The sequence below is a fragment of the Streptomyces sp. SID5464 genome (genome assembly GCF_009862985.1).
In the GTDB taxonomy this organism is placed as follows: domain Bacteria; phylum Actinomycetota; class Actinomycetes; order Streptomycetales; family Streptomycetaceae; genus Streptomyces; species Streptomyces chartreusis_D.
In genome coordinates this window covers 419253-433841 of the sequence record NZ_WWIQ01000022.1, presented here as the reverse complement: position 1 = coordinate 433841, position 14589 = coordinate 419253, and the positions used below count along the sequence as shown (strand labels likewise).

The following is a 14589-nucleotide window of genomic DNA, read 5'->3' as shown; positions in this document are numbered from 1 at the left end:
ACTGGGGTAGGGCCAGGCATACCTCCGGGCCTCCGTCCGAGCCCATGGCCGGGGCCCCGGCCCGCTTCTACGGTGATCCCCATGCATCCTCGGAACGTGTGGCAGGCCATGTCCCGCCCCGGTTATCCGCTGTCGGCGTGGCCGTGGCGGTCGGCCGCATACCTGCTCACCGGCGCGGTGACCGGTGTCGTCGTGCTCGTGGGGATCGCGGTCTCGGTGGCGGCCGGCGGGGTGCTCGCCCTCGCGCTGGTGGGGCTGCCCCTGCTGCTCGGGACGGCCCTGGCGGGCATTCCGGTGGCGGCGGTGGAGCGGTTCCGGCTGCGGCTGGTCGACGCGGAGCCGGCGTCCGACCCGCACGAGGCGCCCCGGGAGCCGGGGCTGCGGGCCTGGCTGTCGACCCGGTTGCGGGAGCGGGCCACCTGGCGGGAGCTGGGCCACGCCCTGCTGTTCGCGGGGCTGTTGTGGCCGGTCGACGCCCTCGCGTTCGCCGTCTTCCTGCTGGGACCGCTCTCCGTGGTGGCGACTCCCGTGCTCATGGCCGTCTTGGGCGAGGCGAAGGTCCTCAAGCTGTGGCTGGTCACCACCTGGCCCGCTGCCGTCGGGTGTGCCGTCCTCGGGCTGGTCCTGCTCGGTCTGGGCGCCTACCTGCTGGGCGTCGCCGCCGGTGCGCGGGCCGGGCTGGCCCGGCTGCTGGTCGCGCCGCGCGAGGCCGACCTAGGGGCAAGGGTGGTCGAACTGGCCCGGTCCCGGGTGCGGTTGGTGGACGCGTTCGAGGCGGAACGGCGGCGGATCGAGCGCGATCTGCACGACGGGGCGCAGCAGCGGCTCGTCGCCCTGACCATGACGCTCGGCCTGGCCCGGCTGGACGCCCCGCCGGGTCCGCTGGCCGAGCAGCTCGCCAAGGCCCATGCTCAGGCGGGCACGGCCCTTGAGGAACTGCGCGAACTCATCCACGGCATCCACCCCAAGGTCCTCGCCGACTACGGCCTCGAAGCCGCCGTCGCCGACGCCGCCGACCGCTCGGCGGTGCCCGTGGACGTCGATCTGCAGCTGCCCGGGCGGTTCTCCCAGGCCGTCGAGGCCGCCGCGTACTTCGTGGTGTGCGAGGCGCTCGCCAACGTGGGCAGGCACAGCGGGGCGAGCCGGGCGGAAGTGAGCGGCGGGTACCGCAGCGGCCGGCTGGTCCTGTCGATCCGCGACGACGGGCGCGGTGGTGCGCGGGCCGGGGAGGGCAGCGGGCTGACCGGACTCGCCGACCGGGTGTCGGTGCTCGATGGCAGACTCTCCCTGTCCAGTCCGCCCGGCGGACCGACCCTGCTGCGTGTGGAGATCCCTTGTGACCCTGCGAGTTGAGCGACCGCTGCGGGTGGTCCTGGCCGAGGACAGCGTGCTGCTGCGGGACGGGCTCGTCGGGCTGCTCGGCCGCTGCGGACACGAGGTCGTCGCGGCCGTCGGGGACGCCGGGGCACTGATCGCGGCCGTCGGGGAGCACGCGCCCGACGTGGTCGTGACGGACGTGCGGATGCCGCCCGGCTTCCAGGACGAGGGCCTGCACGCGGCGGTACGGCTGCGCCAGGAGCGGCCCACGCTGCCCGTCCTGGTCCTCAGCCAGTACGTGCAGCGCCGGTACGCCGCCGAGCTGCTGGACTCCGGTGACGGCACGGGCGTCGGCTATCTGCTCAAGGACCGGGTCGGTCAGGTCGAGGAGTTCGTCGAGGCGCTCGGCGAGGTGGCCGACGGCGGCACGGTCGTCGACCCCGAGGTCGTACGGCAGTTGCTGCGCCGCCGCCGCGACCCGCTGGAGCGGCTCACCCCACGTGAGCGGGAGGTGCTGGCGCTGATCGCGGAGGGCAGGTCCAACGGCGCGATCGCGCGCGAACTGGTCGTCTCCGAGGCGGCCGTGGGCAAGCACATCTCCGGCATCCTCACCAAGCTTGACCTGCCACCGGCGGACGAGACGCATCGCCGGGTGCTGGCCGTGCTGGCGTACTTGCGGGCGTAGGAGCGGGTCGGCCGGGCCCGGCCGACCCGCTCCCGGCGGGGGCGGCAGGCGGTGACGGCCGGACCGAACCCCCTCGGCCCGGGAGCGCGTTGTGCAAAAACCAGCGAGTTGGTTTCATTGCGTCGCCATCAGAGCCCTCCACGGGAGCCAGGGGTGACCAAACAGGACCGGGCCGTCCGGACCCGTCTCGCGCTGATCCGGTCGGCGGCCGAGCAGTTCGAGGCGCGGGGATACATCCGGGCCAGTCTTGCGGAGATCAGCGCGGGAGCCGGCGTCAGCTCGGGCGCGCTGCACTTCCACTTCGCGAACAAGGCCGCCGTGGCCGAAGCCGTCGAGCGCGCGGCCGCCCGTGCGCTGCGCCGGGTCGCGGCCCGGGGCCGCGGCGGCGACGGGTGCGCCCTGCAGCGCCTCGTGGACGTCACGCACCACGTCGCCCGGCTGCTGTGCGCCGACATCGTGGTGCGCGCGGGGCTGCGGCTCAACGCCGAGGCGGTCGCCGGGCGGGTGCGTGACCTGCGCCGGGAGTGGCGGGAGTGCGTGCACGAGCTGCTGGCCGAGGCGGAGCGCAGGGGCGAACTCGCCGCCGGGATGCCGCCCCACCGCTCCAGCGCCGTGGTCCTCGCCGCCACGACCGGCATCGAGGTGCTGGCCCGGGAGGACCCCGGCTGGCTCGCCCGCCCCTCGCTGACCGACCTGTGGCACCTGCTCCTGCCGTGCGTGGCCGCACCACACCTGGCCGGCGCACTGGACCCGGCCGGGACCGGGCCGGACCACGCGGACCCGCACGCCGACGGGGAGGCGGACGTCGGCAGGGAGGCGGACACGGCGGACGGGGCGCTGGAGGAGCCGGGCCGGGCGGGACTCGCGCTGCGGTAGCAGGGCGTCCCGGCGGGCGCCGGTCGGCCCCTCCCATGGCCGACAGCGGGTGAAGTGGTGGCCAAAACAAACCGGATGCCAAGTTTTTTCGTCACTTGGATCGCACGATGGTTCCCCAGCCTCTGGACCGAGGAGCGATGAGTCATGGCACAGCACGCCTGCCCCTTCCTGGCGATCGACCCGTCCGGCCAGGATCTCTACGGCGAGATAGCCCGGATCCGGGCCCAGGGACCGGCCGTGGAGGTGGAACTCCCGGGCGGCGTACGGGCGTGGTGGATCAACGGCCTGGAGCTGAACAAACGGCTCCTGGCCGGCCCCGAGACGAGCAAGGACGCCTTCCAGCACTGGCCGGCCTGGATCAACGGGGACATCTCCCGCACCTGGCCGCTGGCGATCTGGGTGTCGGTGCGCAACATGGTCACGGCCTACGGCACCGACCACAGCCGGCTGCGCAGGCCGATGGCCGCCGCCTTCACCAAGCGCCGTGTCGACGCGCTGCTGCCGCGCGTCCAGGAGATCGTCGACCGGGCGCTGGACGACCTGGAGCGGATCCCGGAGGGCGAAGTCGTCGACCTGCGGGCGGGGTTCGCGGCGCCGATACCGCATGAGGTGGTGTGCGAACTCTTCGGCGTGCCGCCGGGGGAAGACGGCCCGCGGAGCGCCCTCTACCGCATCATCAACCGCTTCTTCGACACGGCGATCACCCTGGAGGACGCCCAGGCCAACGGGGTCGAGCTGTACGGCACGCTGACCGCGTTCCTCCAGTACAAGCGCGAGCACCCGGCCGACGATCTGACGACGGCCCTGATGGCCGCGCACGACGAAGGCAGCCTCAGCGAACAGGAGTTGATGGACAACCTGATCCTGCTGCTCACCGCGGGCTTCGAGACGACCGTCAACCTCATCGACAACACCGTGCACAGCCTGCTCGCCCACCCCGACCAGCTCGAACTCGTCCGCACCGGGCAGGTGACCTGGGAGGACGCCATCGAGGAGTCGCTGCGCTTCGAGGCGCCCGGTGCCATGTCGGGACTGCGCTACGCCGTCGAGGACATCGAGATCGAGCCAGGTCTGACGATCCCGAAGGGCGACCCGGTCGTGGTCTCGTTCGCCGGTGCCGGACGCGACCCCGAGCGGCACGGCCCGGACGCCGAACGGTTCGACGTCACCCGGTCCACCAGCCGCGACCACGTGTCCTTCGGCCACGGCGTGCACCACTGCCTGGGCCGGCCCCTCGCCATGGCCGAGGCGACGGTGGCTCTGACGTCCCTGTTCGACCGGTTCCCGCGGCTGGCCCTGGCCGATCCGTCCCGGCCCCCGCAGCGGCTGCGGTCCATCATCTCCACGGGGCACCAGGAGTTGCCCGTGCTGCTGCACGGCCGCGGTGCCGGTTCGCAGCCGGGTCCGCGTCCGGAGGAGGCGGAGGCGATCAGGAAGCTCTCCGGCCTCGGAGGAACGAGCGGTACCAGGGTGCCGCGCGTCTGAACTCGGCCGCGAACCCCTCGCCGGGCGAGCAGTCGAGGTCCTTCCAGAAGGCGTCGTCCACGAACCAGTGGTCGACCGTGAGCATGCCGAGGTGATGGAGGGCCAGCGGCTTCCCGGCGGCCCGGTCCAGGGCGGTGGCGACGTCCACCGCCGCGCCGCCGCCGGGCTCCTCCAGCAGCGTGCCCACGGCCCCGAGCAGGTCCGGGACGCTCACCGGCTCGGGGTGGTTGACGTGGTGCACACCGCCGTCGTGCGCCGGGGACAGGGCGGCGGCCACCACCGCACGGCCCAGGCTGTCGACGTCGATCATCGACTGGAGCGCCGCACAGCCGGTGAGGGCCGTCGTCGACAACTCGCCCAGCAGCCACACCAGTCCGGGGACGGCCCACCGGTCGCCCTCGCCGTACACGAGGTGCGGGCGCAGCACCAGACCGCCCGCGTCGAGGACGTGCCGTTCGGCGGCGGCCCGGGTGCGGCTGGTGGCCGACGCGGGCGCGATCGGCACCTCCCCGGGGCGTACACCGCGGAAGGGGCCCCGGCCGTGGACGGCGGCCGTGCTCACGTACACGATCCGGCTCACCCCGGCGCGCACGGCCTCCTCGACCAGGGCTCGTGTGCCCAGGTCGTTCATGGCCTCGACGGTCCCGGCGTCGCCGCCGATCCGGGTGGCGCAGTGCACCAGGACGTCGGTGCCCGCGCAGCTGCCGCGCAGGGAGGGCGGGTCGCCGAGGTCGCCGTGGACGAACGCGCCGGGGCCGGCCTCCGGTGGGGTACGGCGTGACAAGTGCCGGACCCGGACGCCGGGTTGCCGTTCTGCGGCGGCGGCGACCCTGCTGCCGACGAAGCCGCTGGTGCCCGTGATCAGAAGGTCGACCGTCACGACAGGGACCGTACCCGGGCCGGTAGCGGGCAGGTCAGCGTGGCGCTGAAGACGGACTCGCCGTCCTGCCGCCCCGAGACCCGTACGGTCGTCTCTCCGGGATCTCCCGGCCCCTCGTCGAGCACCTCCGTCTCGATCCAGCACGGGCTGTGCAGCTCCGCGTACCGGGAGAAGGTCGCGGCCATCGAGCGGGGCAGGAAAGGGTGCCGACCGGAGGCGGCGGTCGCTGCCTGGCGGGCCGCCTCGAACAGGACCATGCCCGGCACATGGTCGTTGGGCCGCGGGAAGAGCACCGGATGGCCGGTGTCCACGCGCAGCCGCCAGACGCCGGGGCGGTCGGCGGGGGCGAGGACGACGTCCTCGGCGCGGGAGCGGCCGGCCAGCGCCGGTGATATGCCGGGCAGCAGCGGAACCGGGGTGCCCACTTCGGCCAACTGCGCGGCCCGCAGCCGGCGGTAGGCGAGCGGCGAGGTGCAGCCGGTGCTGCCGGTGCCGCGGGCGACGAAGCGTCCCGCGCGGCGGAACTCCATCGTGGTCCGCATGCTGTGCAGGCCGCGACCGCGACGGCGTATCTCGGAGCACACGACGTCGATCTCGACCGGTTGTGCCGCGTCCGACAGCAGGAGCGCGGACGGGTCGGTGTGGACCGTCAGGTCCCACATGACGAAGTGGGTGTCCGCGGGGGCGCCGAACTCGGCGTGCGCGAGCACCATCGAGGCCTGCCGCAACGTTTCGCCCACGACCATCGGGTCCTGGTGGCGGTCGTCCACGGGCCCGAAGAAGGCGTGGTCGGCCGGCCAGTGAGCGGTGAAGCGGAAGCGGGTTTCGGAGATGCGGCGCCACCGGACGGGGAAGACGTCTGCTTCCGTGGTGCGGTGGGCGAGTTCCTTGGTGACCGAGGTGACCGAGGGGGCTTCGGTGGTTTCTGCGGAGTCGGTGGCTGCGGCTTGTGGCGCGTTCTCGACGGCCGCAGCGGTTCTGTTTGCCGGACGGCCCTCCTGTCCGGTCTGATCGTCCGTGGGTGCGCTTAAAGGTTCTGACTGCGGCATGAGAACCCCCAGGATCGGCTGCCTGGCTGAGGTCGGCGTTGACTAAGATACGGACGAGCCGGTTTTTTTCAAAGGGTTGGACAAACCGCTGGGACAGGCTCTCGCGCCCCCGCCGCACAGCGATTTCACTGCGATCGACGGAGATCAGGAGGCACCCGATGGCGCGACAGGAGCGCGCGATCCGCACCCGGCGGACCATCCTCGAAGCGGCCGCGGCCGTCTTCGACGAACGTGGCTACACCTCGGCGACCATCGGGGAGATCCTGGACCGGGCGGGCGTCACCAAGGGCGCGCTGTACTTCCACTTCGGTTCCAAGGAGGAGCTGGCGGTCGGGGTGTTCGAGGAGCAGCTCGGGATCACGCTCCCGCCCCAGTCCAGCAAGCTCCAGGAACTCGTCGACTCCGGGCTGGTGCTGGCCCGCCGGCTGCGGTCCGAACCGCTGGTTCGCGCCAGTGTGGGGCTCGCCCTCGACCAGGGGGCCATGGACCTCGACCGCACTCCGGCCTTCCGGATGTGGATCGACCAGAACGTGCAGATGCTGGCCGAGGCGAAGGCGCAGGGCGAACTGCTGCCGCATGTCGACGTGGCCGAGACGGCGGAGCTGCTGGTCGGCAGCTTCTCGGGGGTGCAGCTGCTGTCCCAGTTGCGCTGCCAGCGGCAGGACCTGGAGCGCCGCATCATCGTGATGTTCGAACACTTCCTGCCGAGCATCGCCGTCCCCGCGGTGCTGGCCCGGCTCGACATCTCCGCGGAGCGGGCCGAGCGGGTGCTGGCGCAGGGGCAGGTGGAGGTGCCCGTGCAGGGGCGGGTGCAGGTGCAGGAGGGGGCCGTGCCGGCGGCGCAGGTCTCGTCGGGGGCGTAGGAGCCGGCCCGAGTGCGACGGCCCCGTGAGTGTCGCTGTCCGTCCTTGCCTGTTCCTTTCTGCTCCGCATGGGTTGTCCACAGCTGTGGAGATGTCCACAGGGTCTGACGCGTTCCGGCCGTCGGCTGTACGGTCGGCACGAGTTGATGTTCGTGCCCGTGCGGGGGAGGCGGTCGGTGTGACCAGGGACGGTGCTGGGGCCGAGGGCGGGGCGGCGCACGGGGCGACCCGTCGGCTGCCGCGGGTGCGCGGTTTCGCCGAGTGGCCCGTCGAGGGCTCGCCCAAGGACGAGGGCAAGGCCCTGCGCAAGCGGATCCCGCGCAGCGCGCATGCCACGCTCGATCCGGACGAGTCCCGGCCCGATGCGGTGAGCGCGGTCGAGGAGTCGGGGCGCGGCCGGCTCCCCGAGCTGACGCCGATCCGGGTCGGCCGCATGGCCGCCACCCCGTTCGCGTTCCTGCGCGGCGCCGCGGGCCTCATGGCCCACGACCTGGCGCGCACCCCCATGACCCGGATCCGGGCCCAGATCTGCGGCGACGCCCACGCGGCCAACTTCGGCCTGTACGGCGACGCCCGCGGCGGCCTGGTCATCGATCTGAACGACTTCGACGAGACGGTGCTCGGCCCCTGGGAGTGGGACGTGAAGCGCCTCGCGGCGTCCCTGGTGCTCGCGGGCCGGGAGGCCGGAGCGGACGAGGACAGGTGCCGCAAGGCGGCCTGTGACGCGGTGGGTGCCTACCGCCGCACCATGCGGCTGCTGGCGAGGCTCCCGGTGCTGGACGCGTGGAACGCCATCGCGGACGAGGAGCTCGTCTCCCACACGGACGCCCATGACCTGCTCGGCACGCTGGAGCGGGTCTCCGAGAAGGCCCGCCACAACACCAGCGGCCGTTTCGCGGCCAAGTCGACGGAGGCCACCGAGGACGGCGGGCGCCGCTTCGTCGACGCCCCGCCGGTGCTGCGGCGCGTCCCGGACGAGGAGGCCGCGGCGGTTGCGGCGTCCCTGGAGGAGTACGTCGGCACGCTGCCGGAGGACCGGCTGCCGCTCCTCGCCCGGCACGCGGTGCACGACGTGGCGTTCCGCGTCGTCGGCACCGGCAGCGTCGGCACCCGGTCCTACGTCGTGCTGCTCCTGGACCACCGGGGCGAGCCGCTGGTGCTCCAGGTGAAGGAGGCGCGGGCGTCGGCGCTCGTGCCGCACCTGGTGACGGCCGGTTTCGACGCGCCGGCGGCCGGCCACGAGGGCCGGCGGGTCGTCCTGGGGCAGAAGCGGATGCAGGTCGTGAGCGACATCCTGCTGGGCTGGACGACGGTCGACGGGCGCCCCTTCCAGGTCCGCCAGTTCCGCAACCGCAAGGGCAGCGTCGATCCGGCCGCCCTGGCAGCCGACCAGATAGACGACTACGGCCGGATGACCGGCGCCCTCCTGGCCCGCGCCCACGCCCACAGCGCCGACCCCCGCCTCATCGCCGGCTACTGCGGCAAGAGCGAGGAGCTGGACGAGGCGATGGCCGCGTTCGCCGTCGCCTATGCGGACCGTACGGAGGCGGACCACGCGGACCTGGTGGCGGCGGTGCGGGCGGGGAAGGTCGCGGCGGAGACGGGGGTGTGACTCCTGGGCTCTGCGGGCGCGCGGCTGTCCGGAGCGCGGGAGTGGCCGGGCCGTGGCCTACGCTGGTCGGGTGACGACCCCGGAAGCTGAGCAGGGTGGTGGCGGCGCCGGTGAGGAACGGGTGACGCCCGAAGGTGACGCGGCGCGTGCCGAGGACGGCGAGGTTCGCCCCGAGGACGGTGCGGCGCAGAGCGAAGGCGAGGCGGCGCGGCCCGAGGCGCGGCTGGAGAAGGCCGTGCGGGCCGCCGAGCAGGCGCTGATCGAGTACGAGATCGCGGTGGAGACCTTCCGCGTCGAGGTCGAGAACTTCTCCCGGCTGCACGAACAGAAGCTCGGTCCGGTGTACGCCCGGCTGGAGGAGCTGGACGCCCGGATCCTGGAGGCCAGGGCCGCCCGCAGCGGCGACGCGGAGGACCGGCGCCGCGCGGAGGAGGCAAGGGCCCGGCTCGCGCCGATCCCCGGCGTCGAGGAGCTGCTGCACGGCTGGATGGACGACAGCGGCCTGTTCCCGGAGGCCGTGGCGATGCTCACGGACCAGGCGGTCCGGCCACCGCAGCGGGTCCGCCCCAGCGAGGAGGCCCGCAAGCTCTACCGCGAGCTGGCCCGCAAGGCCCACCCGGACCTGGCGCAGGAGGAGCAGGAACGCGCGCGGCGCGAGGAGTTCATCACCCGGGTGAACGCCGCCTACGCCCGGGGCGACGAGGCGGAGCTGCGCGAGCTCGCCGAGGAGTGGGCCAAGGGGCCAGAGCTGAAGCGGGGCCCGAGCCGCGCCGAGGAGCTCTACGCCCGCCTCGAATGGCTCGCCCAGCGCAAGGAGCTGCTCGCCCTGCTCGCCAAGGAGCTGGAGGAGAGCGCCATAGGCCACATGCTCCAGCTGGCCCCGGACGACCCGGACGGCCTCCTGGACGAGATCGGGCAGCAGCTGCTCACCCAGGTCACCGAGCGGGAGCGGGAGCTGGCCGCGCTGCTCGCGGACACCCCGTAGGGCCTGTCGTCCGGGTCAGGGCGGGGCACGGGCCGGTTCGGGTAGCGTCGGACGCATGAGTTTCGGAGCTGGTGTGCCCACGGTCGAGGTCGCGGACCTCAAGGACGGCGACTTCCTGCTGGACGTCCGGGAGGACGACGAGTGGAAGGCCGGTCATGCCGAAGGGGCGCTGCACATCCCCATCAGCGACTTCGTCGCCCGGTACGGCGAGCTGACCGAGGCCGCCCCGCAGGACGGCCGGATCCATGTGATCTGCCGGTCCGGCGGGCGTTCCGCCCAGGTCACCATGTACCTGGCCCAGCAGGGCATCGACGCCGTGAACGTCGACGGCGGCATGCAGGTGTGGGAGGCGGCGGGCCGTCCCGTCGTGACGGACGACGGGCAGCCCGGGTTCGTCCTGTAGCGGCTGTAGCGCCCTCCGCCGCAGCCGCCGGTGGGTTCAGGCCAGGGGATGGGCCGCCAGCAGGTCGCCCAAGGTCTCCTCGTGCGCCGCCGCCGGGCCGAGTGACAGCTCCAGGTGCTTGGCCCAGGCGTGGTACCGGTGCAGGGGGTAGTCGACGTCGGCGCCGAACCCGCCGTGCAGGTGCTGCGCGGTCTGCACGACCCGGCGTACGCCCTCCGCCGCCCAGATCTTGGCGACGGCGACGTCACCGGTGGCGGGCAGCGCGCCCGGGGCCCCCGAGGCGATCCGCCACGCGGCCTGCCACAGCGTGGCCTCCATCGCGCGCAGGTCGATGTAGCGGTCGGCGGCCTGCACGGCGACGGCCTGGAAGGTCGCGATCGGGAAGCCGAACTGCTCCCGCTCGCTCGTGTACGCGCCGGTCATCCGCAGCACGCGCTCCCCGAGCCCGAGCGCCAGCGCACACGTCCCGGTGGCCAGCAGGTCCCGCAGCCACTCCCACGCCCCGTCGGCGTCGATCACGTCCCGGGCGGTCAGCCGCGCCGACTCCAGCCGCAGCTCGCCGAGCCGCTCACCGCTCGTGGAGAACTGCTCGGTGAGGACGGCCCCCTCGTGGCCACGCGGCACCAACGCCAGCACGGTCCGGCCCGTCTCCGTGTGCGCGGGGACGACCGTGACGTCCGCGTCGTACGCCCACGGCACCGCCGTCTGCACTCCGTCCAGCACCCACGCCTCGCCGTCCCGCCGTGCGGTGACGGCGAGCTCGGCCGGGTCGTGGCCGGTGCGGCCGTGTGCGGCGACGGTCAGCACGAGCTCGCCCCGGCCCGCCCGGGCCGCCAGGGTGGCCTTCGCCTCCTCGCTGCCGTAGGCCTGGACGACGGCGGCTGCCGCGCTGTTCTCCAGCAGCGGCACCCTGGCCAGCACCCGCCCCGACTCCCGCAGCACCAGGCACAGCGCGATCGCGTCCAGGCCTGCCCCGCCGTAGTGCGCGTCCAGCAGCAGGCTCAGCAGGTCGGCGTCGGCGAGCTTGGCCCACAGGGCGCGGTCGAAGGTGTCGGCGACCGCGCCCGCAGTCAGGGCCGGGCTGGGCACGGCGTCCGGCGCGACCGCGGTGAACACGCCCTTCGCCGCCTCGGCCGCCGCCTGCTGCTCCTCGGTGAAGCTGAAGTCCACGGTGCCTGTCCTTCCGGCCGGTCCCGTTGAGCTGACGGGCGCAAGATAGAACACGTTCTAGAAGAAGGGAATGGGCGTACGGGCGGACGCCGTAGGGTGTCACTCCTGCGGACGAGCTGCCCGGGCGCCCTGTGGATAACCTGCGGGGGTCCCCTGTGGACCGGGGGGATCACTGCTCCCCGGCCGCCGCGAGCGCCGTACGGTCGGCTTCCCGTCGGCATCCGGTCGGCATCCGGTCCGCCGAGGGGCGGCTTCCGTGGTGTGGTGACGGCCACGGCCGGAACCGGACGAAGAGGCTGTGCCCGGGTGGGCGGCCTGAGTACCGTGCCCGTGCCGACGTCGCGCAGCGGTGCGCGGGCGGTGCGACGCCCTCGCGACCGGGCGGACGGAACGACGGACCGGGATCGTGGAACGGGGCTGAATGGACGCGTACGACGGAGGCTCGAACGCCCGGCACGGGCTGGACGGGCCGGCCGCGCCGGGTGTGCCGGCCGAGTCGGGCGGGTCTGTCCCGGCGGTCGGTCCTGCCGAGCCCCACCCGCCTGCCGAGCCGGACCCGCCCGCCGAGCCGGACCCGTTCGCCGGACCCCGCACCGGTATAGCCGCGCTCTCCCTGCGCTACCAGATAGGTGTCGCGCTGGCGCTCGCGGTCGTGGCGGTCGGGGTGTGTGTGCACCTCGGGATGACGTTCCTGCACGTCGCGCCGCCGAACACCGTCACCAGGGAGCACGGCACGGCCGTGGACGACTGGATCTATCCCGAGTTCGAGCAGAACTGGAAGCTCTTCGCGCCGAACCCGCTCCAGCAGAACATCTCCATCCAGGTCCGCGCCGAGGTCCGGGACGGGGAAGGCGGGACGCTGACCACCGGCTGGTACGACCTGTCCGCCGAGGACGGCCGGGCCATCGACGGCAACCTGCTGCCCAGCCACACCCAGCAGAACGAGCTGCGCCGCGCCTGGGACTTCTTCCTTGCGACCCACGACAGCGAGGACCGCCCGGTGGGCCTGCGCGGCTCGCTCTCCGAGTCGTACCTGCGCCGGATCGTGGTGCTGCGCCTCGACCGCGACGACGCCGTGCGGGCCACCACCGGGGGTGCCGGTGTCATCGAGCGGGTCCAGGTCCGCTCCCGCACCAGCAACGTGCCCCCGCCGCGGTGGAGCCGGGAGAAGGTCTCCACGACGCCGGTCTACCGCGAGCTGCCGTGGTGGCCGGTGCCGCAGGACGAGGCCGGGGGTGGCGTGCGGTGAACCGCTTTTCCCTGGCCTTCTCGCGCGGTGTCGCCCGGGTCACCGAGGCCGCCCTCGGCCCCTATCAGACCGCCGTGATCCGCATCGGCTTCAGTGCGACCTGGCTGCTGTTCCTGCTGCGCGAGTTCCCCCACCGCCACGAGCTCTACGGCCCCGACGGGCCCTGGAGCTGGGGTCTCGCCGAGCAGTTGATCGGGACCAACAAGGCGTTCACCGCTCTCATGTGGTCGGACGGCGGGATCTGGTTCGAGAGCGTCTACCTGCTCGCGATCCTCGCCAGTGCCCTGCTGATGCTGGGCTGGCGCACCCGCACCCTGTCGGTGCTGTTCATGGTCGGCGTGCTGTCGCTCCAGAACCGCAGCGTCTTCATGGGCGACGGTGGCGACAACGTGCTGCACCTGATGTCGATCTACCTGGTGTTCACGCGCTGCGCCCAGGTGTGGTCGCTGGACGCCCGGCGGGCCGCGCGCGCCCGGGCGGCACACGCGCGGGGTGAGCGGGTCAGGGACCGGACCGGCCCGGCCCTGTGGGGTGTGCTCGGGTTCGTGCTGGTCGGGGTGACCCTGGCCGGCCGGATGGAGGGCGACCGGCTGATACCGGCGCTGCTGTGGACCGTGTGGGTGGCGCAGGCCCTGTGGTGGCTGACGGGGCGCCGCGCGAAGCCCGGTGAGCCGCGGATCATGCTCGACGTCGTCGCCAACATCGTGCACAACGGCGCCCTGCTCGTGATCATGGCCGAGGCGTGCCTGATCTACGCGACTGCCGGCTGGTACAAGATCCAGGGCTCCCGCTGGCAGGACGGCACCGCCGTCTACTACCCGCTCCACCTGGAGTACTTCTCGCCCTGGCCCGGGCTCGCCGACCTGCTGACCGCCAGCGGCACGATGGTGATGCTGGTGACCTACGGGACGGTCCTCGTGCAGGTCGCCTTCCCGTTCACGCTGTTCAACCGGCGGGTGAAGAACGTCCTGCTCGCGGTCATGATCACCGAGCACGCCGTGATCGCCGTCGTGCTCGGACTGCCGTTCTTCTCGCTGGCGATGATCGCGGCGGACGCGGTGTTCCTGCCGACGACCTTCCTGCGCCGCCTGGGCGGCGGGGCGGCCCGCGCGCGTGACCGGCTGCTGCGGCGCGGCGGGCCCGCGCAGTCCCCCGACCAGCACGCCCACGAACGCCCCGAGGCCACGCACGTAGGCTTCGGGACATGACCGACCCCGTCACCGTCTGGCGCCGGCTCGCCGGCAGCAGCGTCCTGCTCGACGGCTTCCACGCCCTGAAGCACGCCGTGCGCTTCGGCGCCGAGGTGCCGGTCGCGGTCGCCGCCGACCGGGCGGCCACGCTCGCCCTCGCCGACGAGTTGGCTCCCGACGTACAGGACGCGCTGGCCGGGCTGCTGACGGAGGTGCCGCACGAGACGTACGCGTCGTTCGTCCCGCGCCCGCACCCCACCGCCGTGGCCGCCCTGGCCGTACGGCCCTCCCGCGCGTCCAACCTGGAGAAGCTGGCGCACACCCCTCGCACGGCCCCCGTCGTGGTCCTCGACAACCCGCGCAACCTGGGCAACGCGGGGGCGGTGATCCGCCTGGCCGCCGGCCTCGGGGCGACGGGCGTGGTGACGACGGGGACGGTCGACCCCTGGCACCCCACCGTCGTACGCGGCGGGGCCGGGCTGCACTTCGCGACGGCGGTGGAACGGCTGGAGGTGTCCGACCTGCCGCCCGGCCCGCTGTTCGCGCTGGACCCGGAGGGCGACGACATCCGGGCCACGAAGCTCCCGGACGACGCCGTCCTCGCCTTCGGATCGGAACGCACGGGCCTGTCACCGGAACTACGCACGCGTGCGGACCAGTTGCTGTCCCTGCCGATGCGCCCCCAGGTCAGCAGCTACAACCTGGCGACGAGCGTGGCGATGGCCCTGTACCACTGGAGCTGCGGCGTGGCTGGAATGTGAACAACGCATTTCTCCTTTCACCTAGGGCCTGTCATTTGGATCAGTTCGCAGGGAAGTGACAGTG

The 14589-nt window shown here is 73.2% G+C and carries 14 protein-coding genes; 11 read left to right on the top strand and 3 right to left on the bottom strand.

All coding sequences use genetic code 11. The annotated features are described in order from the left end of the window. The first annotated feature begins 81 nt into the window (after positions 1-81). From GTY47_RS17495 to GTY47_RS17480, 4 genes are all read left to right on the top strand, one after another. On the top strand, positions 82-1353 hold the full coding sequence (locus GTY47_RS17495; RefSeq protein WP_231911151.1) for a sensor histidine kinase: 1272 nt from the start codon (positions 82-84) through the stop codon (positions 1351-1353). Beyond that, complete coding sequence (locus GTY47_RS17490) at positions 1343-2002, top strand: response regulator transcription factor (RefSeq protein ID WP_029180671.1); 660 nt, start codon at positions 1343-1345, stop codon at positions 2000-2002. The genes GTY47_RS17495 and GTY47_RS17490 overlap by 11 nt, the downstream gene beginning before the upstream one ends. A gap of 153 nt (positions 2003-2155) precedes the next feature. Continuing rightward, positions 2156-2878 (top strand): ScbR family autoregulator-binding transcription factor, encoded by a 723-nt coding sequence (locus tag GTY47_RS17485; protein WP_010032569.1) that lies wholly within the window; start codon positions 2156-2158, stop codon positions 2876-2878. A gap of 144 nt (positions 2879-3022) precedes the next feature. Further along, entirely contained in the window at positions 3023-4363 is a 1341-nt protein-coding gene (locus GTY47_RS17480; RefSeq protein ID WP_010032564.1) for a cytochrome P450, read from the top strand. On the opposite strand, the gene GTY47_RS17475 is transcribed toward GTY47_RS17480, so the two are convergent. After that, the gene (locus GTY47_RS17475) at positions 4308-5243 is read right to left on the bottom strand and encodes an NAD-dependent epimerase/dehydratase family protein (protein ID WP_010032561.1); all 936 of its coding nucleotides are present in this window, start codon (positions 5241-5243) and stop codon (positions 4308-4310) included. The genes GTY47_RS17480 and GTY47_RS17475 overlap by 56 nt on opposite strands. Then, on the bottom strand, positions 5240-6292 hold the full coding sequence (locus GTY47_RS17470; RefSeq protein WP_010032560.1) for a ScbA/BarX family gamma-butyrolactone biosynthesis protein: 1053 nt from the start codon (positions 6290-6292) through the stop codon (positions 5240-5242). Before GTY47_RS17470 ends, GTY47_RS17475 begins: the two co-directional genes overlap by 4 nt. A 158-nt stretch (positions 6293-6450) precedes the next feature. Between GTY47_RS17470 and GTY47_RS17465 the strand changes: the two genes are divergently transcribed. The 4 genes from GTY47_RS17465 to GTY47_RS17450 all read left to right on the top strand — a co-directional run bounded on the left by GTY47_RS17465 (position 6451) and on the right by GTY47_RS17450 (position 10155). After that, positions 6451-7155, top strand: coding sequence for a ScbR family autoregulator-binding transcription factor (locus GTY47_RS17465; protein ID WP_010032559.1), 705 nt, complete (start codon positions 6451-6453; stop codon positions 7153-7155). Positions 7156-7246: 91 nt separating this feature from the next. Continuing rightward, complete coding sequence (locus GTY47_RS17460) at positions 7247-8767, top strand: DUF2252 domain-containing protein (RefSeq protein WP_231911150.1); 1521 nt, start codon at positions 7247-7249, stop codon at positions 8765-8767. Between the two features lie 70 nt (positions 8768-8837). Next, on the top strand, positions 8838-9752 hold the full coding sequence (locus GTY47_RS17455) for a hypothetical protein (protein ID WP_231911149.1): 915 nt from the start codon (positions 8838-8840) through the stop codon (positions 9750-9752). 73 nt (positions 9753-9825) lie between these two features. Further along, positions 9826-10155, top strand: coding sequence for a rhodanese-like domain-containing protein (locus GTY47_RS17450; RefSeq protein WP_010032550.1), 330 nt, complete (start codon positions 9826-9828; stop codon positions 10153-10155). 36 nt (positions 10156-10191) lie between these two features. On the opposite strand, the gene GTY47_RS17445 is transcribed toward GTY47_RS17450, so the two are convergent. Continuing rightward, on the bottom strand, positions 10192-11325 hold the full coding sequence (locus tag GTY47_RS17445; RefSeq protein ID WP_010032549.1) for an acyl-CoA dehydrogenase family protein: 1134 nt from the start codon (positions 11323-11325) through the stop codon (positions 10192-10194). Positions 11326-11746: 421 nt separating this feature from the next. Here GTY47_RS17445 and GTY47_RS17440 point away from each other — a divergent pair, with 421 nt between their 5' ends. The 3 genes from GTY47_RS17440 to GTY47_RS17430 are packed head-to-tail and all read left to right on the top strand — an operon-like array spanning position 11747 to position 14525. Further along, complete coding sequence (locus tag GTY47_RS17440; RefSeq protein ID WP_010032548.1) at positions 11747-12574, top strand: DUF5819 family protein; 828 nt, start codon at positions 11747-11749, stop codon at positions 12572-12574. Next, complete coding sequence (locus GTY47_RS17435; protein ID WP_010032547.1) at positions 12571-13782, top strand: HTTM domain-containing protein; 1212 nt, start codon at positions 12571-12573, stop codon at positions 13780-13782. The genes GTY47_RS17440 and GTY47_RS17435 overlap by 4 nt, the downstream gene beginning before the upstream one ends. After that, complete coding sequence (locus tag GTY47_RS17430; RefSeq protein WP_010032545.1) at positions 13779-14525, top strand: TrmH family RNA methyltransferase; 747 nt, start codon at positions 13779-13781, stop codon at positions 14523-14525. The genes GTY47_RS17435 and GTY47_RS17430 overlap by 4 nt, the downstream gene beginning before the upstream one ends. Positions 14526-14589: the final 64 nt, after the last annotated feature.